This is a genomic window from Mammaliicoccus sp. Q-M61 (assembly GCF_022386055.1).
GTDB classification, from domain to species: domain Bacteria; phylum Bacillota; class Bacilli; order Staphylococcales; family Staphylococcaceae; genus Mammaliicoccus; species Mammaliicoccus sciuri_A.
The window spans coordinates 1-25759 of the sequence record NZ_JAJNJL010000011.1; the positions used below are offsets into that span (position 1 = coordinate 1).

Sequence of the window (25759 nt, forward strand, 5' to 3'; positions counted from 1 at the left end):
TGAGTTTAAAACTAAAACGGAGATAATAGGTTTAAACTAATTTAATTATATCACTATGGATAATCTAGTCAAAATAATAACCTACTCAATTATATGAGCAGGCTCGCCGTATAGTTGTGTTTAATATGTCTAAAGTTATCTTAACATACTTAATCACACTTCTGTTTTAAAATCAGGACTTTGTATGGTAGTACTTTTTAATTTAGTAATACATTCTTCTAATATCGCTATTTCTACATCATTGTTGAAGTCTCCATTTAATTTTTCATTTAACAATATAGAAACATACAATAAATCATCGCTTAAATCTTGATAGTTAATTTCTTTCATAAAACTTATTCCCTTCAATTAATCTTGTATTAATAATAGATACAAGATACAAATACCCGATTAATTATCTTGCAAAACAAATTAAATAATAAAAAAATAACCCCACTCTACAAATAAGAAGTGGGGTTTGCGTGTATGAACTACCTAGCGGTTAAACTAAATAGGGTAAACATATAATACTACTTTTTACTTGTAATCTTCAAGTCAAACCATAATTTGGTTTCTTTTTCTAACTTCTCATCTTTGTGTGTAATAGGCCCCAATGCACAATAGAATCGTCCAGCTTTAGGGTTAGTTGGATATTCAAACTCTGCCCACCAATATTTATCCTTTTTAGTAACCGAGAAGAAGTTAATATATTGACCAGCTAAGATGTTATTTGGTGGTGCTAATGCCGGTTCGTTTAAACCTGGTTTCTTTTTAGCTGCGATTGGAGATACACCTTTCTTAGCTGTCGCTTTACCAGACCATTTCCAAGTTGTTTTAGGTGGTTTAGTTGTTGTGTCACCGTTGTAATAATGTTTAATACGAGAAATAAAGTAATCTTTTAACTTATTACGATTAGCTAACGTATCTGGTGCGTTTTTTCCTACATGCATATCCCAAGAACGATGAGGACAAGATGTGCCAAAATACTGTCTATGAAGATTAACTGTCGTGCGATTGACTGGCAAACCATAAGACTTCATGACAGCTGCTGCTACTTTAAATGTTGCCTCTTCATTTAATTTGAATTGGGCATCTGTTAAACCTGCTGCTGGGTGTGATTGACAAACTTCGAATCCGATCAGATTACTATTAGCCCAGTTATTACCACAATGCCATTCTACATAATCTGTTGGGTGATACCAAAGCGTCTCATCTTTGTTTACGTAAACTGAAGCCCATCCATTAACATGCGTTCCGTTTTGTTCTCTCGTGTATAACCACGGTAAATACTGATTAGGTGTCATTGAACCATAATCATTGTGAATGACAATACCAGCTATACTAGCTTTTTTACCTGTTAATCTACTACCTTGAATGTGTTTTGAAAAAATATCTTTCATTATAAATCTCTCCTTAAGTTTTAGTTTTTCTTGGTTATAACTGCACTGTCATAACCAAGGCAGAATTAAAAGCCGACTATTTAGCCGACATTACTTTGGTTCGTTATACTGTTGTGCTTGCGTTGAGTCATTTATCCCTTTTGTTGTAGGGTCTTGCACTACACCTAGTAGCACCAGCACACCTAACACACTGTTCACGATATTCGTTATTTGGTCTGTATACACTGTGATGTCATAATCGAATGCACCCGACACTTGCTGAGCAAATAAAAGGATAGCCGATATAATGGCTATCCAGAATGATTTTTGTTTAATACGAACTTTCCAGTTAATTTTCATGCTATTGCCTCCTTATTTAAATAAGACTTGTATTAAAACTGGCACAAATCCACCTGCCCCAAGTCCAGCTGTAATTATTGTTATGAGAAACTTGTTTCTATCTACAACACCTGCTTGTTGGCTTTCTTGGACTCGTTTTAATTCAGTTTCAATACTGTCTGTTTTCTTTACGTAATCTATTAATACGTTATTAACCTCTTTTAAATCATCACGAATACCTTTCATATTTTCATTAATTGGTTTTTGTCCTTCTATAAATGTTCGTATTGTTAAATTCAAAGCATTAAAGTTCTGATCGTGTTTATCTTCTACTTCGTTTATTCTTGCATGTAATTTACCTTTATCTTTCTCACGGCGTAGTTCGTCTTCATAATATTTCTCAGTTGTTAGATAGTTCATTACTTACTCTTTTCTTACTTCATTTCAGAAACGTTTTTGTAAGCTAATAGTGCAGTTGCACCGCCAAAGATAGAAAAGGAAAGATTCATAATTGGTGTGACTAAATTTAAGCCACTGTCAAAACCAGCCGTTGAGAAAATATAATAAAAGGGACATGCTATTGCATATCCCCATGCAGTCAATCTATAAAAACTAATACTTGTTTGATGATATGGTAGTTTGATTCCTGCAAGAATAATTAATATTCCAGCAAGTACAAATGGAATGCCCCAAATCGTTAAAGGCATCACCTTATGCATAGCTGTGTAGAGTTCACTTTCGTATTGTGCTTTCTCAGCAAAAAGAATCCAATAACTACCTCGAACAATACAACATATTCCAAAAGCGAAATTCCACGCGATTGCGTAAAAATGAAAAAAGTTTAATCCTTTTCTGCCCATCATTAAAGCACCTACTTTCACAAATAACAAGACACCTACCAAAAGGTAAGTGTCTTATAAATTATTCTGTTTCTTCTGTTTTTTCTTTATCCTCAACGTATTCTTGTCCATCTTCTTGTTTTTTGTTTCGTGTTATATCTTGTTCAACATAATAAGTTTTTGTCCCATTTTGAAATATGCTAGCTAACATGTTTTGCATCTTACATACTTGTTGGACTTGTGCCTCATCCTTAAATTTATATGCTGTATTAGGATTAGCACCTCTAACAAAGCTGTTTGAATAATTCTGCATTAATGCACTTTCTTCACCATTCTTATTTACTTCAACTAAATAAAATTCTTTGAATTGTTCCATTTAAAACACTCCTTTTTTAATTTTATAAAAAAACGCCTAACTTATTTGTTAGACGTTTGATTATTATGTTCGGCCATTCTTTCTTGTGTTTCATAATTCGCAACCTCTAATGTAAGTCGCGCGTTTTTATTTACCATGGTTTGTATTAATTCATTTAAGTACTGAACTTCTTTGATAAGTTCTTCCTTAGTTAATTCTTCTAGTTTTTTCATCATTTTATCATCTCCAATATTGCATCAATTTTCACTTGCATATCTGTAATTTGTTTCTTCAGTTCTTCGTTTTCAAATGCAAGTTCTTGAATTGCCTTTGTATTCCACCATATAACTTCATTACCATCAAAACCATCTAAATTACGCCATTCGACTGGGAATGTATCTAATTTACTATTTTCTCTTAAGATAATTCCGTGGTGAATTCGATTATATTCAGTGCCTGCTTCTGAGTTGACTTTATATGAATGTAGTTTAAGTTCATTCTTATAAATATCTAAAACGTTGTACTTCCATTCTTCAATATCATATTTATATTTTTCATGAGACATTGCGTTCCATGAATTGAAACGAATATTTTTATATGTTATGTCTCCACCATTGTAACCTGCCTTACTAACCACCCTTAATTCACTATGGCACATCGCGTATATATTTGTATCTGCAGCTTCAATGTTACCAATTACTTTCTCGCCACTAAAATATTGGGCATACATAGGCACTCGATTATTCCCGTTACTATCTAACGCAAAAACTTTGCTTCCTTTAAGTAAAACCTCTCCATAACTAGATGACAAACTTAAATTACGGTTGTTCGATAAGATACCAACATGACCTTGTTCTACACCGTCAGACGATTGAATCGCCATATAACTACCACCAGAACCGATTTCTGATGTGTACGGTGATGTTCTTTTTAATACTAGATTTTGACCGTCTCTATTTATTTCTAACCCGCTGTCAACAGTCCTAATATAAAAACGTTTGTTAGCATTTAGATACAAACCATATTCAGATTCAATAGTTAGTTGTTGTCCTGAATAAATGTGCATACCTTGACCGTATACGTCACTGTTATAGCTTTCATCAGAAAAGAAATCTATAAAACGTGCGCCATTTTTGTCAGGCGACAGACTATGAATTTCTCTTTGAGTTGTTATACCTTTATCTGTTAAAGCAAGCCAGCGTTCAATATCAGTTAATTTCCGATTCCCAAACTGCTTCGATATCAACCCAGACCGGTAAACACCATTCCATGATTCTGTAAATGCCTCATAAGTAACACTACCTTGAGGAAATGTTCGTGCGAACGAACCAGTCGACCGAATTTTTCCACCACTTAAAACTGTTGATTCACCATTACGAGAACCACTAACAGTTGCTCTATTTAAATCAACATCCATTGCTTTCAAATAATTTATTGTGGCTTGTTTACTAAATAATTTATCAATATAAGCATCTTTAATTGTAGTTCTACCATTTTGAACAATTACGTCACCATCATTAATTACAAATTTGGTAGTATCAATTTTAACTCCATTTGGACCGACTGTATGACTTTGTATAGTCCCGTTTTCATCAAAAACTAAAGATAATCCTGTAGTTGTATTAATGGTTAGATCAGCTAATAAACGTGACATTGTTTTATTGCTTTTGTTTAGTTCTTCACTACTTGCTTTTAAATTGATTTCCTGACCATTTTGTTCGATAGAAGTTTCCATTGTTTCTAGCTTTTCTTCCGTTGCTTTATAATCTTTTAATGTCACTCTATCTTTAATCTGATTGCTTAGTTGAGTTCGTTCTGAATTTGCGGTATTCAACATCTCTACAACGTTCATGAAATTTGTAACATATTCTTCACGAGATACTTTCGAGTTAATCTGATCTGGCCATATATCTAACGCTGCTTTATTTTGATTTACTTGATGTTGAATTGGTGCTAGATATTCATTGTATATTTTCGTTACTTCGCTACTATCTGCTTTTAATTTGATGCCGTCTTTCAGTATATTTATGTCAGCACTTTGCTCTTTTATTGATGTTTTTATTTCTTTCATCTGTTCCTCAACATCATCACTTGAAGGTGTCCAACTTAAATCAACTAAACCTCTATATAACGAAATTTTATTTACAAATTGATTAGATGCTTTTGATCTAATAACAATTAGAATATTTTTCTTGTCTTTCGTGTTAAATTGTATTTCTCTGACGTTAGCGTAACCCACAACAATATTTCCACCTTTGTTGTAAAACACACCCATTTCTATATCGTTTGAACTTTCTTCAACTTTTAAAGTGTAATCTGTGTTAGGCAATAGCTCATTCTCAAAATCATCGTAAAACATAATATCTAATCTCTTACCATTGTTTAGTATAGCTTTAGTTTCACTTTCAAAAATTGCGCCTCTTGTTCTATCGAACATTGGACTGTCACTTAAAAATGACCTAATTAAGTTATTTCCATCTGTTTTAAGACCTTCAATTTTTCTGGTAACTGAAGAAATACCAGCACTTAATTCTTCGTTTGTGTTGGTTATACGTTGATTTGTTTGAGTAATACCATTCTGTAATTCCTGTAACTTCGCTTCATTGGCTTGTGACATTTCATCCATTGCACTTTCGATTGTCACACGCATTTCTTCAAGCATTTCTTTATTAGGTATATCTGCAATTAATTGTCCTGTTTCTTCGTTATAAGTACCCCCAATAACATCTGCAACTTTTTGCATTGCCTCGTTGTATTTTTGTTCTGTGTATTGTGATTGTAGTAATTTAAAACGTTCTTCAATTGCCTTTCTTGCATTTAGCAATGCGTTATTAAGAGTATATATTTTTTCGCGATACTGAACTATCAAAGATTGTGTATCCATCAATTTGCCTATCGTTGCTGTTTCAGATGTCATACTATTAACTGAAGAGCTGATACTTTCAAATATGTTATTTAAACCGTCCAATTCATCGCTTAACAATATTCTAATATCTTCATCAACTAAGTATTCACTATTTAATGTCTCGTATACTTCATTAGTTAAGTTAGCATGTTGTACAGATAGAGAAATGAATGTACCATTTATTTCATTGAAAATAATAGATTCTTTTGTCATTCCACCAATTTGTTCAACATCATGAGCCGATGCATTGCGCCATTCTCCGTCCACAAACTCACGCAATACTGCAACTTTAGGATTCGTTGTATCGTACCAAAAATCTCCTTCTTCTGGATTTATAGGTGGCGTCGAACCTCGATGAATGCTCTTTTGTAATCTTTCTATCTCTTCTTCTATTCTGTTAGTAATAATCATATTTGAGTTACTTATATTATTGTTCAATTTCTCACGGATATCGTTTAATTTCTTTATAAATTCATTTCGAAGATCTGCTTCTTTATATTCAACATATTCTCCGAAACTATAAGTAACGTCTCTGCTGATCAAATCATAATCTTCTGATGTCACTTCTGCCTCTACATATAATGGAGGTGTGAAATCTGTATTTTTAATTCGTACTAAATCACCTAGATTAATTACTTCATGCTCGAACTCTTTTTCAATATCAATCGATGTGACTTCATAACTAATAACTTCGGATTTTCTTTTATTTAATTCTGTAGTACCGAGTGTGCGCAATCGACTTTCAGTCATATCTTGGTCGTCTGATTCAGGTTCATATATCCCCCAATTATATCGACCAGGTAATCCATATAAAGATTGAGCCATATCATCTTTTACAACTAGTTCTAACCTAGAACCATCATCCTTTTCAGGACCAATACATAATAATGCTGTTTTAATTTCTGAAAAATCAACATTTCTATTTAAACCTATTAAATCTTTACCATAAGTGATTTCCTTACCATTAAATATCGGATTCGCCTTTTTTAACGTTACATATCTATTTTTTACAGTAGTCTCACCTATATCGATATGAAAGTCTAATACCATGTTAAAAGTAGTACATAATTGTAAAAGAACTTCATATCTAGTTTGATATGAAGTCCACGATGTTGTTCTTATTCCTCCGTATTCTGTATCGTCAGACACTTTCCATCCAGTGTCTTTTAACACATCTGACAAAGCTTGTGCTGTAGTCATCTTTTCTAATTTACCGGGTCCATATGGTTTAGCTTTAGAAATATCATTTAAATATGATGCGGCTGTCTCAATTTCAGTATATCCGTCTATATCGGATGATATACGTTCAATAATAAACTCACGATAGTGACCGTTCTTATCTTGAATGATAATTCTGTTCTTTTCTTGCATTTTTTCAGTGCGAGATGAAAGTATAGTAAAATCAAATGTTTCTACTCTGGTTATTATATCTCTTACATGCTGGGCTTTTACTAAAGCATTATCACTTCTTGAAATAAAATCAATTATTTCCCCATCAAAGTTCATAACATGAATCATCTACATACCTCCTCTCTCTTCTTATAAAAATCTGTCATGCCATTTTACAGTTGTATCAAATACCCCTTGTGGGAAAATGATTAATTCAGATTTGCCACTATCAACATTAAAATAATCGCTACCAAATGTTTTTTTATCAAGAATAGGTTCTTCATTCAACATTACGACTTTAGAGTCAGTATCTATTTGAATTAAATCACCTTGTTTGATAAACAGTTCTTTTACACCAGTCTTTTTTGGTAACTTTTCTGACACATAAGCGCCTAATGCATGCATTTTCATGTAGTTATTTATAGTTGTACTCTTAGCTTGATAAACACCAATTGACGATACAGGACGTTGATAAAAATTACCCGAATCCGTTACGCTCTTATTTACAATTTGAAGTGGTTTTATTCTGTTAGGGTCTTTATTATGATCAAATAACCAAGTCTTTAATTTTATTAATTGGCCAACTCTTTCAATGCTCATATAAATAATTAAAGTTTTCATTTTGTTAACAAATGGCACATTTCTTGCTTCAAGTACTTTTGATTCACCGCCACTCTGATTAAATAAGGTAATCACAAATTTACCGTTTGGATTACCAGGTGATGTATTTATATAACCTAGTGATGCAAGTATTCTGTTATCTGTGTCATACAAATGATAAGCTACTTTACCTGCGCCTCTGTTTGATTGATAAATAATTGCTTTTACAGTCACTTTGAAATCTTGTGCTTGTCTAGAGAAAGCTTTTTTATATTGCGAGCCAATCCATCCACTTCCAGAAGGAAAAGTTGATACTTCGAACCCTTCTCCGTTTTTTTCTATTTTGTATGTTCCACCAACAATACCTCCGAAAAGTGTGTCGGGTATATTGCCACTTGTAGTTTTCGTCCAACCAGTTGTGGTTCTAAATTCGTCACTTAATATGTTAGGTGAATAATCTTTAGCAACCTCATTCACATCGTCTACTCCAACTTTAAAATAATCCTCATCATTTTTAGTTATCATGTAATACGACGCATTTTTAAGCGCTCTTGCCTCGATAGTCACAGGTGTATCAGCAGTTCCTTTATTAACTATGACCACTTCATCTGATATAGCTGTGTTTTCATATTCATTAGTTGAATATTTGAATGGATCTAAAAGTACTACTTTGATTGTGAATTTAATAAATTCTCTTGGATTTTTAGGTAATTCTATTGGTCCATCAAAATAAGCTTTCCAAAACCAAGATTGTGATTTAAATCTTAATTCAACCGCTTCATCATATTTAAAAAAATCGACTAGTTTCTTTAATATTTCATCATGACTTTTCTTGCCTCCGGGCGATAAATAATCGTTTCTCACGATTAGTGGTAACTCAAATTCTAATTCTTCAATATTTCTAGATTTTCTTACGCTTCCTGCCCTACCATTAACTTTTTCTCGTTCAGTTATAAAATTAAAAGAGGGTATATTAAACCCTCTCTCTACAACCAACCAATCAAGTTTTTTCTTGTTCACAATAATTGTATCAAGCATTTATACACCTCCTGTTACGTTGCAGGATTATATCTGCTACGTCTTTGCTTTGTTCTTTCATATTTATCAATCAACTTAAACACTTCATTCTCCAAACTATATTTATCTATTACAGGCTCATAATCTTTATTTGCTATATCATTATTACTTTCTACTAATTTAGCCACTAGTCCTATTAATGCATCAAATTTTTGTTCGAGGCTAGAATTTCCTGTTCCTGATTGATTTAAAGGATTAGGAAGATTGTTCGGCCGTTTGTTTCTAGGTGATGTTTTTTCTAAATCTTTTGCAGCTAAAGCTAGTATTTTCCAGGCATCATTACTTCTGCTTGGGTCTGTTGGAACTATCCATTCTGGATAACCTTCTTCACCTAAATGATATAGTCCGTTCCATACCTTGCCACCAGTAGCAAACCTTCTATGTCCTCTTGGTCCCCAACCTGAACGACCATACTGTATATCGTTTTTCCAATTTGAGTTATTAAAGAACGCTAATAATTGATCATATCCAGACCAAATATTACCATGGCCTTTTACAGCGTAAGCTTTAAATGTACTAGGTACATATTGGAGTAGACCTTTGGCAGGTGTTCCTAGAATGTTATTAATGTCACCGATATTACCCTGGGTAATGCCTGCATCCCCACCAGATTCACGTTCAATCTGAGCAATAATACCGTTAATTTGAGCAGCGGTTGGATTTACTTTCATTCTTTTAGCTGCTCTTTGAATAGTAGAACGCCATTGTGAAGGTGCTTGTTTACCTCCACTTTTTCCAGATAAGAATTTAGCAGGATCCACTGTATTTCTGTTAGTAATATCTGCTGAATGACCTTTCTCTACTTGATAATGTAAGTGAGGTCCTGTAGTCCAATGACCACTGTTACCTGTGTGTGCGAATTTTTCGCCTTGTTTAACCTTACCTGTCTTGAATATATCTTTTAAGTGCATAAAGAACTGTGTGAACTTACCACTTAATAATTTAGCAACTGTACCACCACCGTAGTTACTTAATTTTGAAATAGTACCGCTAGTTGGCGCTGTCAGTGTTGTACCGACTGGTGTTGCATAATCAATTCCATAATGACGTCCACCGTTAAATCCATATCCAGCTACCGCTTTATTAGGACTATATGGTGTTGTAATAGCGTACTTCGTGAATGAACTACCATCTCCACCACCACTATCTTCAAGCCATCCGCCAAATAAATCTTTTACGCCTTCTTTTAGTTTTTTATACATTCCTGCCATCATTTTTCTTGGTAATTCAGGTAGACTACCGAAATCTACACCAAAATGAGACATGACCTTATCTACTAGTTTTCCTGGATTGGATGCAAAGTCCCAGACATCACCTATAGCTTTATCAAATCCTTTTTTCAAAGCTTTAGCAGTGTCTTTGGTACCATTAATAATTTGCTTACCTGCATTATTTGCTTGAGCCATTTTCTTACCAGCATATTTACCTACATCTTTTTTCTTGTCATCAAGCCAACTACCTAGACTAAACCTTGGTAATGTACCCCTGCTAAACTGTGGCGTATTCAAATAATTATAAGTTGCTGTTCCGTTATGAACTTTTGAGCCTTTTGGCAAAATAACCTCTGTATCTGTTTTAGGTGTCATTGCTAGGCGTCCATTCGGATACTCAATCATTTCATGCCTATATCCACCTGGTCCATTACCTGGTCCTTTATCACCTACAATTGCTCTAGTTGTCTGTTTTAATCTTCCTTTGCTATCAGATAGAGCATGGTTATGTCGAACAGTACCTGTTGATAGTTTAATGTGTTTGAATTTATCCATACCGATTTTAGTCGCTACTGCATTGACACCATCAATTAATTTGTTTAAACCACTTTTTACACCTTTGACCATTCCACCAATATGGCCTTTTATTTTACCAATAATTCCTTTTAATCTATCTCTCATTACAGTAAAACTTTTTAAAACAGAATTTTTAATATTAGTTGCTATACCAGTAGTTTTGCTTCTTATACCTTGCCATATACTACTCATAAAACTTCTGATTCTCTGATTGATAGTTTTACTATTAGAGAATAATCTTTCGAATTGGCTTTTTACTCCTCTGTATAATGCAACTGCTTTATCCACTGTTCTTCTTCTAATTGAGTCCCATAAATCAGATAAAAATTTACGTAACCTTCTGAATAAGTTAGCCGATTTGTCATACAATCTTGTAAAACTATTTTTTACATTTATATATATTCTATTTGCTTGATTAGATACAGAGTCGCGTAATTTTCTCCACAAATTAACGGCGAAATCTTTAAGTTTTCCAAAAATATTTTTAGAAGAATTATATGATCTTGTGAAGGCATTTTTAATATTTGTATATATAGATTGGACTATTCTTTTAATTCCATTTCTCATAGATTCTAATATTTTATTTACAGCTGTTCTCATAAGAGAAAATATTGTTTTGGTGAAGTTATAAGTTTTCGTAAAACTACCTGTTACTACACGGTATATAGTTCCTAATGCATTTCTGAAAACATTAACTATAAATTTCCAACCACCACTGATTACACCTTTAAACAGTTGAACAAAAACTTTACCAGCACCTAAAATCTTACCGACGAGCATAAGTTGTACGCCGTTCCAGATTAATTGAAGTGCACCTTTAAAAATTTGTTTAATACCTTCCCACATTTTTCTGAAATCGCCAGTAAATAAACCTGAAAATATTTTAATCGTACCCATGATGACATTTAAAGCACCACTAATAACGCCTTTGATATTTTCCCAAACTGATTTTATTAGCCATTTAATAGCTGGCCAAATGAATTTCATGAGATTCCATATCAATGTCATGATTGGACGTATTATGTTACTCCAAATAAACTTGAAAACAGTCGATATAACATTCGCTATATTTTGGACTGCCTCTGTAATTTGGGCACCATTTTGACTCCAAAAAGTGGATAATTGACTACCAACTTGATTAGCAAATCCTTTTATCGCATTTACTACTTGCATAAAGGTACGCTTAATTTTATCTGCAAAGTTTGTAATTCCAACTACTACATTAGGTGGAAATATCTTAGATAGGGTAATGACACCATCTTGGCCATTGCCTTTGAATAACTGGAAAAATCCTTGCAGTGCAATCTTAGCTGCTTTAAATGTGTTCATAACACCTGAGACGGCTTTATTGACAATATTTCTGAAAGTCTCAGATTTTTTATAAGCAATTGTAAATCCAATACCTAAAGCAGTTAATCCACCAACAATCCACAATAATGGACCGCCTGCGAAACTTATCGCTGTTCCTAAAGCAGGAAATAGTCTAACTGCTGTAGCGACTTTCCCAGATAAAAACGCCATTAGTCCTCCTGCTTTTGAAATACCAATTAATAGAGGTCCTAATGTTGTCATCGCACTACCAACGACACTAATAAACGAACCAAATATAAACACCACCGGTCCAATTGCAGCAACTAACGAACCAACAACAGCTATTGTTATCTTCATACCATTTGACATGTTAGACATACTTTTTAGAACGCCTGTTAATCCCTTAGCTAACTTTACAACGATTGGCGCGATAGCATCGCCTAGCGAAATACCAAAAGCAACGACATTGTTTTTCAATATTTTTAATTGAGATGCCATTGTTTTGTATCTTTGATTGGCTTCGTTTGATAGTGCTTTATTTTCTTTCCAACCTTTGCCGGAAATTTTTACTGCTTTTCCTAATAATTTATGGTTATTGGCCATTCTTAAAATGGTATCTGATTCTCTAATACCTTTGATACCTAAATCAGCTAACATCTCAGAAAGATTGGCTCCTTCTTTTTTAGATTTGGCCAATCCACCAATAAATGTATCTAATGCTTTTACCGGATCTTTCTCCCATTGTTTCTTGAACTCAGCTGAGGAAACTCCACTAGCATCAGCAAATGCTTTTAATTCTTTGCCGCCTGCACCAACTGCTTTATCAATCTTCTTAAGCACAGTTGTCATAGCAGTACCACCTGCTTCAGCTTCAATTCCTAAAGAAGACATTGTAGCAGCAAGACCAGTTATATCTGATTCAGTCATCCCGACTAGTTTACCTTGAGCAGCTATTCTCATAGACATGCTCATGATTTCAGATTCAGTTGTAGCCATATTGTTACCTAAAGCAACAATACTTGAACCTAATCTACTGAATGACTTTTGTGGCATATCAACGATATTGGCAAACCTAGCAAATTCTGTTGCAGCTTGTTCTCTTGTTAAGTTTGTTGACTCACCCAAATCAATAATTGTTTTAGAAAAGTCTAATATGTTACTTTTCTTAATACCTAGTTGACCAGCCATTTCTCCAACTTCTGCGATATCTGTTGCTGCAACAGGAAGATTTTTAGACATGTTGATAATGCCATTAGATAATTTTTTATAATCTTTTTCACTGCCGTTAACAGTTTTTCTAACGCCTGCAAAAGCACTCTCATAATCAATCGATGCTTTAACTGCTGCACCAAATCCTGCTACAATTGGTGCAGTAACATACATTCCCATGGAACGACCGACATTTTTCATTCCATCTCCTACATTTTTAAGGTGTGGGCCAATCTTTGAAAAACTATGCCCTAACTTGCCCAAAGTTGTATTTAATGCATTTTGGTGAGCCTGTAGGTCCTTCATGTGCTTTGTAGCATCTTCTAGTTCGCGATCATATTGATTTAATTTAGCTGCTGCTTCATTATATTTAGATGCTGCATCTTGTGTTTTTGCACTGTTTTCTCCTGTTTCTGCGCTTAATTTATCGTAATTTTGCTTTAATTCTTTTACGAGCTCTTTTTGTACCCTTTGTCGCTTAGATAATCCATCAACTTTTACTTTTGATTTTTCTAAGCTGTTATCGTAACGACTGAATTTAGATAAATTAGCTGACATTTCTTTACTAACCATTCTTAACTGCCTCTGTAATCCAGTCGCGCCCTTATTAAATCCAGAACCATCTAAATCAACTCGTATGACCATATTCCCGATAGGACTTGGCATAAAATTCCTCCTTTCTTTAAAAAATTGCAAATAAAAAAGTCACTCATTTTGAGTGACTAGAATATGTCTTTAAAACTTGTAGCTTTTTGTTTTGTCTCAATACGTGATTCGACTACTTCTAAGAAGAAATGGATAGGCATATTAGCAACTTTTTGAGGATCCATGCCTTCATCTATTAACGTCTTTGCAAGTTTCATATAATTTTTATATGCACCCTCAACAGTCAAATCTTCAGGATTTATTTCTTCTGCTCGTTCAAAAACTTTTTTGTTTCACTTGGTTCTCCGCCACTTGTTATATTTCGCAATATAGAACCTAAATATTCAAAACCTTCTTGACCACTAGGTAAACCTTTTTGTAACTCAACTGTTGTAAATTGTTCATCAAATGCTTCAGTTATGAATTCAAACACTTCATCTAGAACGTCCATTTGCGACATTACTTGTTCTGTATATTCTTCTCGTAACTTATCGTATTCTCGTTTCTCTGTTTCAGATAATCCTTCGTATTGTTCCTCTGTTAGTTCATCGAAGTCTGGCTCCTTAAATACTTTTTGCATTTTCATAGATAATTTAGAGCCTTGAATTGTTTCAAACAATGTAAGGATTGGTTTTGCTAAATACTTTTTATATTGTGGTTTCCCTGCTTTTGTAAATCCTGTAATTAATTCAATTGATGTACGTTTCATTTGATTTCCTACTTTCTAATTTTTAATTTGGCCAAAATAAAAATAAATAGAGGACTTTCGTCCCCTATTTTTATGCTTCAGGAATTCCTTCCCCTTCAGTATTTCCTTCTTCCTCAGTACTTCCTTCTGATACATCTCCAGACGCTTCAATTGCGTTCTTCGCTTCTTCTACTTGTGGTTCTCCAACAGTTTTCATAAACTCTTCATACGTTTTACCGAATGTTTCCATAAATACATAATCGCGACCTTCAGTTTTACCTTTTGCATCATATCCAGTTACATGTGATGCTTCATCAAAAATGCGATCAATGAAGCTACCTTCAACTTCGTCATTTTGGAACTCGACTTTATCTTGCTTTGTTTGTCCTTTAATTCCTGGTCGTGTGAATTTACCTTTGAATAATCCTACCCACTCGCTTGAACCATCATGATTACGACGTTCAAATACTACACCTACGTCAGGTGGAATATCCGCAGCACTATATTTGTAACCACCTTTACCTTTTTTAGCACCTGATAAGAATGCTTTTTGGTCAGATGGAACAGTAACAAATGTCGTTTTTACCTCTAATTTACCATTAGATACAGCAGTAGCTGCTACAATATGATCGCCGTATGCGTCTTCTGATTCTTGTGGTCTATCAACTTCAATTTCTTGAAGGAATCGTGTACGCATACCCGGGCCATATTTAATACCTTTATCATCATCTTGCTCAATTGGTGCCGAATAGAAGTTTGAAACCCCAATTGCGATACCTGATACACCTGTGCTTGCAAAGTGTTGTAAATTTAATTTCAATAGTCTTTCAGATTCTTTTAAGTTTTTTAACATTGTAATGCCTCCTATGTTTTTAATGTAATTATCGTTGCTTTAGCTCGAATAATCTCTCTAAATGTAAAAGTCTCTACTTCATATAAAGGCTCACGATAATAAGCTTGAAAATTCATTTTTTCCAATAAAAAAACAAGCATTTCCGCTTGTTCAAATGGTTCATCCTCTGACCACCAAATATCAATCTGGTAATCATATTCTCTTGAAAGTTGCTGATCATCTGCATAATCTTGAGGTGTATATGGCAAAGGTGTAATCCTAACGATGGGCTTATTAGTTGTTTCATGAAAATTTTGTGGAACAACATATTTAAAAATATTATCACTTACTGTAATATCTCCATTATTAACAATTAGTTGATAAAGTTCATCTGTAATGTTTTTCATTTTCTCATGCCTCTTCTCATAGCTGTTACCATTGCCTTATTAACAATACTTCTTCCTTCTTTTTCACTTTTAGTGATAAATAATTGTGGGCGTTGGTACATAGTTCCGAATTCAGTGGTGTGCATCCTGTGACTATAACCTTTTTCATAACCAATCGTCACATACTTTTCATACGTGCCTTTGTCTGTTCTAATATTAGACATCGCTACATGCTCTTTCGCATGCTTACTTCTATCACTTTTAGGTGTATTTTTTACCAAAATTGGAATCAATGACGACGCCCCTGCTTTTAGAACACGGTTTTGAATTCTAGGGAATTCTTGGATTTTCTTTCTTAATCCAGATTCCATTGTGTTTTTCTCGATTTTAGCACCCATTAGATTACCACCTCACAATATATTCTTAAGAAAGACTTATCGCGATAATCAGGCTTATAATACTTAACATCGTAACTTACACCATCGTGTATAATATAGTGCTTATTACTAGGTTTATAGTCGCCTCTTGGGTCACGTATAATAATCGTTTTTATGAATTTACTATTGTTATTAATACTAGTTTGAGTATCAGATTCTTTAGCATCTTGAATACACGCATAACAACTATATAATTCACGTCGTTTTGGCCGTTGAGGTAAACCATTGATTGATTTACTGATATCTTCGTTAAAAGTAACCCTTTCGTTTAAATCCCTAATGCTTATTTTCATCTTTATCTAACTCCATATCAACCACATACATGTCACGTAATTTATGCACTGTACTTAACACCATATGAGGCGCATAACTCAAACTACGTTCAATATATGCAATTCTATTTTCAAAATAATAAGCAGCTAAAGGAAATACCGCCCTTTTAAATAATGTTTGATTAGCAAACCAATCTATATGATTTTTATAATCATCAGTAACTGCACTTGCTATATCATCAAAAGCCCATTCATAATAAGCTTTTAACAAATCATCTTCAGAATGATGATCAACCTTACAATGTTTTCTTAACAAGTCAAAATCTTGATCAGTAATTTTCATTCAAATCACCTCATTATTTCGATTCTTCAACTCGTTCAAGTACTTTCCCATGCTCTTTTAATTTTTTATTAATTTCATTTGCACGTTTTACCGTCATTTCTAATTCATCATCAACTTCTACTACTTTATCCATTTCCAAATCTTTATACTTTACTAATGCTTTAAATTTAACCATTTAAACCACTCCTAATTATTAAAATTAGAGGCTTAATATTAAGCCTCTGGAATAACATCTGCTGCACTATTACCATGTGGATTATCTCCATCAACATTAAAGTCTACTTTGATAACAGCTTTGTCATTTTTTAATCGAGCATCTAATCTTAAAATTGGAGAGAATACTTTTCCGTATTGATTCCAAATTTCATAATTCACTAATAATTGCTTTCTTAAGAATAAAACTACTGCATCTTTTAATGATCCAATAAACATAGTATTTTCACCAATCACTTCTTTATCAAGCACTCTAATATCTTTACCAAACATTTTATATCCTGTTGCTGAAGTAATAGATTCTTGTAATAAATAACGTCCATTTTTATCTTTCATTTGGTCTAATTGATCATATACATCAGATGAAACAACAAATTCTTTAGCATAACGTTTTTTCAACTCAACGTTTAGTATTGTTTTAACTTCCCCAATAGTTGTAACTGACTTAGGAGTTAACCCTTTTAAGGCTTCTAAAATTTTAACGTTTTTTGTTGCGGTAATTTCTTCAGCTAATTCTTCAACAATAATATTTTCAACTTCTACGCCGTCATCAAGTGCTTCCCAAGACACTTTTAAAAGTCCACGGTGAGTATTGATTTCATATTTTTGTTCTCCTAACTTTCTTAAACCTAACTCAGGAGATTCTTCTAATTCTTGAACAGTAGGTAATCCCGCTTTCTTCGTTTCATCAGTTCTGACTGGGAATTTTCCAATTGGTGTTTTAACGTTTCTAACATCTACTAACTTATCTAATGCTTCTAATTCATCTGTAAAATCTTCTATTTTATTTGAAATTTCTTCAGGTACTAAAACACCTTCATCTGTTGTTTTTACCGAACGTGTATTTTGAGTAAGAAGGTAATTACGGAAATTAATTACCGCTTCAGATTCCTTTTGTTTTCTAATTTCTTTATCCTTAGTTGCTTTGGGATTATTGCGTTTAATAGAACGATGTTCACTTGATTTCTCATCATTTTCTGATGATTTTTCACCACCGTCTGCACTTTTATCACTAGATTCCTCATTATTTGAAGATTCTTCGTCAGAGTTTTTATTTTCTAAATCTTCAATAATAGCTAATTCTTCTTCTTTCTCAGCTATTTTTTTATCAAACGACTTCACTTCATCACGAAGTTCTTTTGCTTTTTTTAAGTCAGACTCTACATACTTTAATGCTTCTTTCCTCTTTTCATCACGTTGAGACTTCAATTTTTTTATTGCTTCTAGTAATTGTTTCTTGTTCATAAATGAACCTCCTCATTTTATTTTTGATTGCATAAAAAACAAGCTTCACTATATTTAGCAAGCTTTTGGATCTATTTTTTACGGTGTTAACCTTCACCGATTTATAATAATTCAAGTTCAGTTTTTAATTTTTCTTGTTCGAAATTAAAATTCATTTTTTTAATACTTCTTAAAGCTGGCGCTACATCTGTATCTCTATATGCTGGATAAGTAACGACAGATACATCAGTTAATTCTTTAAATTTTGTTAAAGTACGCTTATATGAACGTATCTCATCATCAAATATCCACTCATCACCGTCATCTTCTAACATAAATCCAAATGAGCATTGGTTAACATTACCAAGTTTAATATTTTCATATATATCTCTTGCTAATGTAGTATTTGGTAATGTACATTCAAACTTCAAACCAATATCGTCGATATCTAACTTTAATGTTCCAGAAGAACTTCTACCAAGTATTTGACTCGGTTCATGATCAACTAAACATCTTACATCATTTAGATTAGTATTATTTAATGCACTAGAAGAAATAGTTTCTTTGAAACCACCTAAATCTTCAGACCAGGTATCGAATTTAAGTGCATAGCCCCCAATAATCATCTTCTCATTATCTTGTTTAGCTCGCACTTCAATGTTGTTCATCGTTCTTTTTTCTTCATCCTTCATCTTTCTCACCCCCCTTCGAAATTAGTTTTATGCTTCTTATCAATTGTTTTATTCATTTGATACTCATCAACTTTTTCGATATTCACATGATTCAAATCAACTCTATGCTTTGCTCCAAATCCACCTTCTATAGGTGGCAAACCCCTTGTCTTTCTTACTTCATCGAGGTTCTTGACGCCATCTTCAAGATCTATTTTATCTATTTTTGCCTGCGTTTCTGAGTCAACTACTCTCAAATCAGAAGTATCAAACCTAAAACGTTTGACCAAATCATCTAAATCTGAATTAAAGTAAAATTCTAAGGCTGAACAACTAGCTTTCATATATGGTGCTAATGTTGATAAGTATTCTAAATTTGCATCTGTAATACTAATATTTGTTGGTTCAATACCGAACTTATGAAGTGGGATTCCAAAAACTCCTGCAATTTCTCGTGTTGATGATTTATTGTCACGTATAAGCTTTAGTATTTCTGTATCGACTTCTAACTGATCGAACGACATCGACTCATCCATAACAACGACTTTTCCGGCTTGTTTTGTCCCGCTATATTGTTCATGAAATGATTTTCTGGCTCTATCTCTTGCTGCTTTATTATCAAGTACACCTTTCATTTTTAAAATTCCACCTGCATGTGTACCATTCTTTAAGAAATTACCTAGAAATTGTCTACCGTAATGATCTGTTTCTAAAGTCTTTAATAAGGACTCTAAAAGTGAGATACCTTTAAACCCATCTAATGAATGAAATTTAATATCAACAACATCATAGTAATCTAACTTTATAACATCCTTATGATTTGGTTTATATTCAAAGTAGAGCGTATCATTATCATCTACTTTTAAATTTACTTTTGACGTTTTCATGAATACCAATTTTTTAGGATTAAACTTTGTATCCCTAATGATTCTGAAATATCCATGGCCTGTTAACATAGCATTAGCAAAAACAATAAATTTGAAAAGATATCCATTGTAATAGTCATTTGGTCGTACATTAATCAACTTTTCCAAATAATTATTTTCTTCATGAACACCTTGCTTCCATATTTGAATATCCATTCTTGCTAAGTCGCCTGCTAACATACTTACAGCAGTAAAAATGTCTGTATTTTTTATAGCATCTACCCCGTCATATTCATTTAGTACTGGAGCATCTTCAATTCCTGGAAATATCTTTGTTGCTTTTACTATATCTATTTGTTCCATATCAATTGATCTATTTCTATTACCAATAAAAATCCCCAATCATCTTACCTCCTTTCTGGTCTAGATTCATGGTCAATAATCAATGCAATTAAAATTAATGTTAAGCCTGTCACTACAAGTCCAATTGTTTCATTAAACCTTAAATACATAGCAATATTAACCAAGGTTAAACCTAATAAAAAAAGGATGCCTGTTAAATTGGCAACCATTAACAAAAAGAAGTCTTTAATTTTACTTAAATTCATCGATGCACCTCCTAAAATCCAAATTCATCACTTGCATAAATTTCATCCCAATTTTCTTGGAACTCATGCATTCTCGCTTCTGTCCATGCAATAAGAACTGAGACAATACTATCTATCTTTTCCCTATACATAGATTTATCAACTTTGCAGTTACCTTCTTTGTCGAAAATAAGAACTGCATTATTAACCCCTACATCCAACGCTGGGTTGTTAGCATGTATTATCTTTTCTTGAATTACATCAAGTTGGAAGTCTTTAATAGGTTGAGACATTACTTTGAATGATTGTCCTACTTCTATCAATGGCCATTTAATATCTTTCCGATTTTCTATAGCAGTCAAAAACGTTTCTGAGTGCCAAGGATCGTAACAAAGACCTAAAACATTCAAATTATTTTCGACAACATAATTTATTAAGTATTCAATCACTTGTTCATAATCTATAATCCCATAAACAGAACGTGTTAAAGTCGCAGTGCCACTGTTGACCATTTCCAAATAATCTATTTTGTCGCGTTTTATTTTTGCTTCTATGCCACCTCTAGTACCAACAAAAACGTGAGAATCAACATAATACTTTTTATCTATAGGATAAATAAAACCTATACCTGTTAAATCGTTTAATCTTGATAAATCGACGCCAATATATACATCCCGATTTTTAATATCAGGTGCACTATCAACGCTTATTTTTTCCCAATCTTTTATATTAACTAGTGATGATTCACTATTGGATTGCCAAATATTAAAGTTCTTTGTTTTAATTTTGTGTGTTTCACCTTTATCAATTTGTTCTTGCATATCATCTTTAATAGTTTGTAATGCAACATCATAAAATGATTCCACTTCTAATAAAGGATTTGCTTTAATCCAGTTCTTTTCATCGTCTATTTCTTCGTCGCTATCCATTTCTGCACAATATACAAAATAGTTATCATTTTCAAACTTTCCGTTCATCAAACCTTTGCAATATACATATTCTTTATACATCGGCCCATTCAAATTAAACCCAGCAGTACTAATAATTGCTATTAAACGATTAACTTGTTGAATCATACCAGAACGTAGGACTTCAAACATTGAATCATCTTTAGCTTCGTGATATTCATCGAGAATACCAATGTATGGATCAAAACCATCTAGTTTTTTTGTATCTTTTGATAATGGTTTTAAGATTGAACCGTCACGTTTATTTGCCAACAGGTTTTTAGATTCAGTAATTTTAGTAATGTTGTATACTTTGGCCGATTCTTCTCGTAATGAATTCAATTGTTTCATGCACATTTCCCATACGACCTTAGCTTGGTCTTTTGCATTGGCCGTACAATATATCTGTCTACCTAATTTAGGATTTTCCCCAAAAAGCAATTCATAAAGGTTAATACCGGCAACGATTATAGACTTACCGTTTTTTCTGGCCATACTAATATAAGCACGTTTAAATCGTCTATGTCCTTCATCATTCTGCCAACCATAAATACTACCAACTATAAACTTTTGAAATAATGCTAAAGGATGACGTTCACCTGTTTTAATATCTGGTAGCTTTTCAATGAAATTGATAACATGTAGTGCTTTGTTGGGTTGCCAATTATAGGCTAAATCATCACGTTTTAAATCATTTAAGTGACGTTTGCACGCTTTTTTGACCATCCTAGATGCTAAAATGTCGCCTTTTAGCACTTTTTTTGCATAAAAAGTAACTGGATCAATCAATTTATTGTCAGTTAAAGAAGTCATCCATTGGGTCCTCTACAACTTCGTTTTTCTTTGGTGCGACAATTTTAATTCTGCTGTCTAAACTTATACCAATCATACTAGCTGCTGCTCTCATTTCTCTCGCCACTTCTAGTCTTTTAGATACTGAAGGATTAATTTTAACGTTAATAATTTCCCCTTCATCATTTTTGATGAATATATTATATCCATTTTCTTGTATGTCTTTAGTTAGTTCTAAATAGCTTGAAACTTGTTCGCAATAATGACATATAATCTGTAAATCTAGGTTTGCTATTGGCAAATTTTTCATTAAGGGAACAATACGCTTATATTCTTTTTTGGCCAATTTGCTCAACCAAGTCGGTGGCCGTTCGGGTACTCCCTCAAAGACATTTAAAAGTTCTTCTTCTTGCTTACGTTGTCTGATTTCATCTTTTGTTAAGTTCTTTTTTGTGACATCAGTCGCAACACGTCTTCTTCCAGCCAACCAAACCACCTCCTTTGTAAAATCGGTTTAAAAAAGGGAAAAAGTCCGAAAGAAAGGTCTGCCCCGTTCCGCAGAGATTTCGACAATGCCCCGTCAAAATTGGTGGGGGACTTTTAAAATTTTTGTATTTTATTTTTATTTTTTTACATATTTTTATTTTTATCTTTTTCACATTCCGTACTTTTTTAAATCTTCTTTTGTTTTTTTGTTATGGCATTCATTGCACAATGGCTGTAGATTCTTTTCATCTAATCGTTTCGACCAATTTACTTTTGTTGGGATTATATGGTCTATTACTTCAGCTACTGCACCACAAGATGCACAAATATAATCATTCTTGATTAATACTATTTCTCTTTTATCTAACCATTCTTTACGTTTATAAAAATTTAAGTATTCAGGATTATTCCTTTGCCTTGCATCATTGTATGCTTTGTTAGTGTATTGCTTATGATCATCACAGTATGTTTGATTGTGTGATATAAGTTTGTTGCATGTTGGATGATTACAACGTCTCATGATACCAATACCAATCACTCCTTCGTTGCATAATAAAAGGACCAACACAATGTGTCAGTCCTTCGTATAATTTTTCTATGTTATTACAATATCACGATTAATCAATAGTTTGTGTAGCATGATTGTTGACAACGTTGACTACTAACTAATGAACTTGATTCTCTTAATACACTCAGCATGTTTCTTTCTAATGTATTGTTCACTATAACCTAAGTCATATGCAATCTCTTGTAATGTCATACCATCTACATATTTCTTTCTAAGTATCTTGTGTTCTATACCTTGGAAACGGTCCAACAAACTTAATACTCTTTCCTTCTGTTTTTCTAACTTTTTTATCCTCTCATTCAATTCCTCTAACTCCTCCTCAATACGGCTGACTTGTTGTAAGCGAGAATGAAAGGCATGCTTCTTTCCTAAGTCTGCTCGTGCATAACTTATTGAGTGCCACCTCTCCATTTCTTCAATGCATATATCTTTTTTTATCTCTAATGCCTGCTGTTGCATATCCAAGTTCTGGTATAACTCTAGCCACTCGAACAATACATCTCACCACCTTTATTAAGAAGAAACTAATTACAGTTTCTTTACATCATATACATTAACTTGCTGATCATCATTATCGTTACTAATCAATAATGTATTTCCAATTACATCATCCACAATATATTGGTTATTACTAAATAAAACTTTATCTCCTGGTGAAATGTTCTCTATTCGATTAATACTATGCTTTTGATTAAATCCACCTGGATATCTATTAGATAATTTATTTAAATTATGACCTGCCACTTCATCAAGTGTTACGTCACACATACTAGCGAGTGAAGATAAGTACCAAAGAACATCGCCGAGTTCTTTAACCATTTCGTCTTTGTTTAACTCATGGCCATGGAATATATGTTTCTTTACTATGTCAGCTACTTCTCCTGATTCGCCTGCTAGGCCTAAAGTATAATTAGTTAATGACTCAGCCAAATTAGAATCAGTGTTATGTGTTCTTAACGCTATCTCTTGATACTTATTAAGCTCCATTATTGTCACCTCTTAAACCTATTTTTAATATTTCTTCTAAACTTTTTGATTCTACTTTCTCTTTTAATTTTGAATTTCTTTCTAAACTCTTCTTCAAATTTATCAAGATAAATTTCATATTGTGTAACCTTATGTTTATATGCGTCAGTTATGATATTGCTCCATATTAAATTTTCATAATTATTCATATAATTATTAACCATGGACCTTAAATATGAAATGTCACTCTCAAATTCATTTACCATTACAATTGTTTCGACTACAAATTCATATTCAAAAAAGACTTGATTGGCACTAAAAAAGTTATTGAATTCATATTTTGCATTCTCCATTTTTTCTATATGTCTATATAAATTCATTACTTTTCTATAATTATCATTGTTAATGTATAAATTTCTTTGTTTTTTGTCTATATTATTTAATACATCATCATAAATATTCTGAAAGGTGTCTTTCTGCGAAAAAGGTGTTCTATGATGCCCAATCATAAACTTCACTTTTCCAAAAGCATCTGAATAAATAGGGTAGAGTTTCTCTAAATTAAAATTAATTACATTAATTCTGGTATCTATACCAAGCCTTACTATTTCTTTAACTGTGTATAAAAAAACTCCTGTAGATAATGCGTACCAAATATTGTTTTCCATTCAAGCTTCACCTCTAATTAAATTTCTAACAAATGAGTCTATCATTTTATAAGCACCAAATGCAGCAAATGCAAATAGTAATGTGTCATTAACATTTAAAATAATAAAACCAATCATTAACGAAATTATAAACAATAATACATCTAAAAGGAACTTCACTATGATCACCTCTTATCCCTCATTAATAATTCAGCTTTAGACTTAATGATATTTATTTCATAAACTATTACTTCTTCGAAATTATCACCATATGCTTTGTTAGATAAAATAAAATATTCATTACTCAACCATTTAATCAATTCATCTTTAGATTGAATTTTATTCATTTGTTCTTCTACTGATGGCATTCCTTATCCCTCCATTAGCGCAATAATAATTAGTGATAATACTATAACCACAAACAATATTGCTGCGATTAACATCGTTTATCAACTCCACTAAATACTTCGCTTAATTTCTTACCAACTCGTCTTAAACTTATCCCTAAACTTTCGATATCGTTCTCTGGTACATCTTTAAATTCTAATCGTTCAATAGGATGTTCTTTAACTTCTCCTTTGTACTTATATGTTGGTTTTACGAATACTGGTTCTCGTTTCATTCAACATCTCCCCATTCCTGTGAACCATACTTCGTTGTCCTTATATGCTTGTGTGTCTTCATAATCGATTGGTGCTGACATATCACTTGCGTAACTTTCGACGTCTATACTATCTTGCACACTCGCATACTTATATGATCGTTTGATGAATGTGTATAATGCTATTGCAGTAAGTGTTAATGTGAACAGGTAAAGTTTCATAGCTGTAATTCCTCCCAAATTTGTTTATCTCTATCTGTCATCGGAATATCATATTCATCTTTCATCAATACAATATCTCTTTCAATATCTCGCAATACCAAATTTTCTGTATTTAAATCTGATTTAGTAGCACCTTCTCTATTCATGTAATGAATAAGCGCGTGCTTAATGATTTGTTTCTTCTTGTAGGATTTCAT

The 25759-nt window shown here is 32.9% G+C and carries 33 protein-coding genes; all 33 read right to left on the reverse strand.

Translation table 11 applies throughout. From position 1 onward, the window contains the following. Positions 1-153 precede the first annotated feature (153 nt). Positions 154-330: a hypothetical protein gene (locus LQ677_RS12140; protein WP_155403652.1), complete on the reverse strand. Its 177-nt coding sequence runs from the start codon at positions 328-330 to the stop codon at positions 154-156. Positions 331-509: 179 nt separating this feature from the next. After that, on the reverse strand, positions 510-1379 hold the full coding sequence (locus LQ677_RS12145; RefSeq protein ID WP_239705785.1) for a peptidoglycan recognition protein family protein: 870 nt from the start codon (positions 1377-1379) through the stop codon (positions 510-512). 90 nt (positions 1380-1469) lie between these two features. Further along, complete coding sequence (locus LQ677_RS12150) at positions 1470-1718, reverse strand: phage holin (RefSeq protein ID WP_239705784.1); 249 nt, start codon at positions 1716-1718, stop codon at positions 1470-1472. A gap of 12 nt (positions 1719-1730) precedes the next feature. Continuing rightward, complete coding sequence (locus tag LQ677_RS12155) at positions 1731-2117, reverse strand: hypothetical protein (protein WP_239705783.1); 387 nt, start codon at positions 2115-2117, stop codon at positions 1731-1733. A gap of 14 nt (positions 2118-2131) precedes the next feature. Next, positions 2132-2599, reverse strand: a complete 468-nt coding sequence (locus LQ677_RS12160; protein WP_239748913.1) for a hypothetical protein — start codon at positions 2597-2599, stop codon at positions 2132-2134. A 19-nt stretch (positions 2600-2618) separates the two neighbouring features. After that, positions 2619-2912 (reverse strand): hypothetical protein, encoded by a 294-nt coding sequence (locus tag LQ677_RS12165; protein WP_191836046.1) that lies wholly within the window; start codon positions 2910-2912, stop codon positions 2619-2621. Positions 2913-2953: 41 nt separating this feature from the next. After that, complete coding sequence (locus LQ677_RS12170; protein WP_239705781.1) at positions 2954-3127, reverse strand: hypothetical protein; 174 nt, start codon at positions 3125-3127, stop codon at positions 2954-2956. After that, positions 3124-7314, reverse strand: coding sequence for a phage tail spike protein (locus LQ677_RS12175; protein ID WP_239705780.1), 4191 nt, complete (start codon positions 7312-7314; stop codon positions 3124-3126). Before LQ677_RS12175 ends, LQ677_RS12170 begins: the two co-directional genes overlap by 4 nt. 21 nt (positions 7315-7335) lie before the next feature. Next, positions 7336-8823 carry a phage distal tail protein gene (locus tag LQ677_RS12180; RefSeq protein WP_239733701.1) on the reverse strand — a complete coding sequence of 496 codons (1488 nt, stop codon included), beginning with the start codon at positions 8821-8823 and terminating at the stop codon, positions 7336-7338. 14 nt (positions 8824-8837) lie between these two features. Next, positions 8838-13835 (reverse strand): phage tail tape measure protein, encoded by a 4998-nt coding sequence (locus tag LQ677_RS12185; RefSeq protein WP_239748915.1) that lies wholly within the window; start codon positions 13833-13835, stop codon positions 8838-8840. Between the two features lie 56 nt (positions 13836-13891). Beyond that, entirely contained in the window at positions 13892-14062 is a 171-nt protein-coding gene (locus tag LQ677_RS12190) for a hypothetical protein (protein ID WP_239748916.1), read from the reverse strand. Positions 14063-14073: 11 nt separating this feature from the next. Continuing rightward, positions 14074-14523 carry a phage tail assembly chaperone G gene (gpG, locus tag LQ677_RS12195; RefSeq protein WP_239705776.1) on the reverse strand — a complete coding sequence of 150 codons (450 nt, stop codon included), beginning with the start codon at positions 14521-14523 and terminating at the stop codon, positions 14074-14076. A 70-nt stretch (positions 14524-14593) separates the two neighbouring features. Next, on the reverse strand, positions 14594-15355 hold the full coding sequence (locus LQ677_RS12200; RefSeq protein ID WP_374199845.1) for a major tail protein: 762 nt from the start codon (positions 15353-15355) through the stop codon (positions 14594-14596). Between the two features lie 11 nt (positions 15356-15366). Beyond that, complete coding sequence (locus LQ677_RS12205) at positions 15367-15741, reverse strand: DUF806 family protein (protein WP_239705775.1); 375 nt, start codon at positions 15739-15741, stop codon at positions 15367-15369. Beyond that, on the reverse strand, positions 15738-16118 hold the full coding sequence (locus LQ677_RS12210) for an HK97-gp10 family putative phage morphogenesis protein (protein WP_239705774.1): 381 nt from the start codon (positions 16116-16118) through the stop codon (positions 15738-15740). Before LQ677_RS12210 ends, LQ677_RS12205 begins: the two co-directional genes overlap by 4 nt. Further along, positions 16118-16450: a phage head completion protein gene (locus LQ677_RS12215; protein ID WP_239705773.1), complete on the reverse strand. Its 333-nt coding sequence runs from the start codon at positions 16448-16450 to the stop codon at positions 16118-16120. Before LQ677_RS12215 ends, LQ677_RS12210 begins: the two co-directional genes overlap by 1 nt. Beyond that, the gene (locus tag LQ677_RS12220) at positions 16434-16772 is read right to left on the reverse strand and encodes a head-tail connector protein (RefSeq protein ID WP_239705772.1); all 339 of its coding nucleotides are present in this window, start codon (positions 16770-16772) and stop codon (positions 16434-16436) included. The genes LQ677_RS12215 and LQ677_RS12220 overlap by 17 nt, the downstream gene beginning before the upstream one ends. A 13-nt stretch (positions 16773-16785) precedes the next feature. Next, positions 16786-16947: a hypothetical protein gene (locus LQ677_RS12225; protein ID WP_239705771.1), complete on the reverse strand. Its 162-nt coding sequence runs from the start codon at positions 16945-16947 to the stop codon at positions 16786-16788. Between the two features lie 38 nt (positions 16948-16985). After that, positions 16986-18230 (reverse strand): phage major capsid protein, encoded by a 1245-nt coding sequence (locus LQ677_RS12230; protein ID WP_239705770.1) that lies wholly within the window; start codon positions 18228-18230, stop codon positions 16986-16988. A gap of 101 nt (positions 18231-18331) precedes the next feature. Further along, positions 18332-18901: an HK97 family phage prohead protease gene (locus LQ677_RS12235; RefSeq protein WP_239705769.1), complete on the reverse strand. Its 570-nt coding sequence runs from the start codon at positions 18899-18901 to the stop codon at positions 18332-18334. 5 nt (positions 18902-18906) lie between these two features. Beyond that, positions 18907-20148: a phage portal protein gene (locus tag LQ677_RS12240; protein WP_239748917.1), complete on the reverse strand. Its 1242-nt coding sequence runs from the start codon at positions 20146-20148 to the stop codon at positions 18907-18909. Positions 20149-20153: 5 nt separating this feature from the next. After that, on the reverse strand, positions 20154-20354 hold the full coding sequence (locus LQ677_RS12245) for a hypothetical protein (protein ID WP_239705767.1): 201 nt from the start codon (positions 20352-20354) through the stop codon (positions 20154-20156). An 11-nt stretch (positions 20355-20365) separates the two neighbouring features. Then, positions 20366-22093 (reverse strand): terminase large subunit, encoded by a 1728-nt coding sequence (locus tag LQ677_RS12250; RefSeq protein WP_239705766.1) that lies wholly within the window; start codon positions 22091-22093, stop codon positions 20366-20368. Continuing rightward, on the reverse strand, positions 22077-22559 hold the full coding sequence (locus LQ677_RS12255; RefSeq protein ID WP_239705765.1) for a phage terminase small subunit P27 family: 483 nt from the start codon (positions 22557-22559) through the stop codon (positions 22077-22079). The genes LQ677_RS12250 and LQ677_RS12255 overlap by 17 nt, the downstream gene beginning before the upstream one ends. 168 nt (positions 22560-22727) lie before the next feature. Further along, positions 22728-23087 carry an HNH endonuclease gene (locus LQ677_RS12260; protein WP_239748999.1) on the reverse strand — a complete coding sequence of 120 codons (360 nt, stop codon included), beginning with the start codon at positions 23085-23087 and terminating at the stop codon, positions 22728-22730. Positions 23088-23219: 132 nt separating this feature from the next. Beyond that, a complete protein-coding gene (locus LQ677_RS12265; protein WP_239748918.1) occupies positions 23220-23429 on the reverse strand; it encodes a sigma factor-like helix-turn-helix DNA-binding protein in 210 nt (69 codons plus the stop codon). 225 nt (positions 23430-23654) lie between these two features. Further along, positions 23655-24113 (reverse strand): nucleoside triphosphate pyrophosphohydrolase family protein, encoded by a 459-nt coding sequence (locus LQ677_RS12270; protein WP_239705764.1) that lies wholly within the window; start codon positions 24111-24113, stop codon positions 23655-23657. 5 nt (positions 24114-24118) lie between these two features. Then, positions 24119-24760 carry a hypothetical protein gene (locus LQ677_RS12275; RefSeq protein ID WP_239705763.1) on the reverse strand — a complete coding sequence of 214 codons (642 nt, stop codon included), beginning with the start codon at positions 24758-24760 and terminating at the stop codon, positions 24119-24121. After that, positions 24761-24919 (reverse strand): hypothetical protein, encoded by a 159-nt coding sequence (locus tag LQ677_RS12280; RefSeq protein ID WP_239705762.1) that lies wholly within the window; start codon positions 24917-24919, stop codon positions 24761-24763. 5 nt (positions 24920-24924) lie between these two features. Further along, a complete protein-coding gene (locus LQ677_RS12285) occupies positions 24925-25107 on the reverse strand; it encodes a hypothetical protein (protein ID WP_239748919.1) in 183 nt (60 codons plus the stop codon). 68 nt (positions 25108-25175) lie between these two features. Continuing rightward, positions 25176-25361, reverse strand: coding sequence for a hypothetical protein (locus tag LQ677_RS12290; RefSeq protein WP_239748920.1), 186 nt, complete (start codon positions 25359-25361; stop codon positions 25176-25178). Continuing rightward, a complete protein-coding gene (locus tag LQ677_RS12295) occupies positions 25362-25562 on the reverse strand; it encodes a hypothetical protein (RefSeq protein WP_239748921.1) in 201 nt (66 codons plus the stop codon). Continuing rightward, positions 25559-25759 carry a hypothetical protein gene (locus tag LQ677_RS12300; protein ID WP_239748922.1) on the reverse strand — a complete coding sequence of 67 codons (201 nt, stop codon included), beginning with the start codon at positions 25757-25759 and terminating at the stop codon, positions 25559-25561. Before LQ677_RS12300 ends, LQ677_RS12295 begins: the two co-directional genes overlap by 4 nt.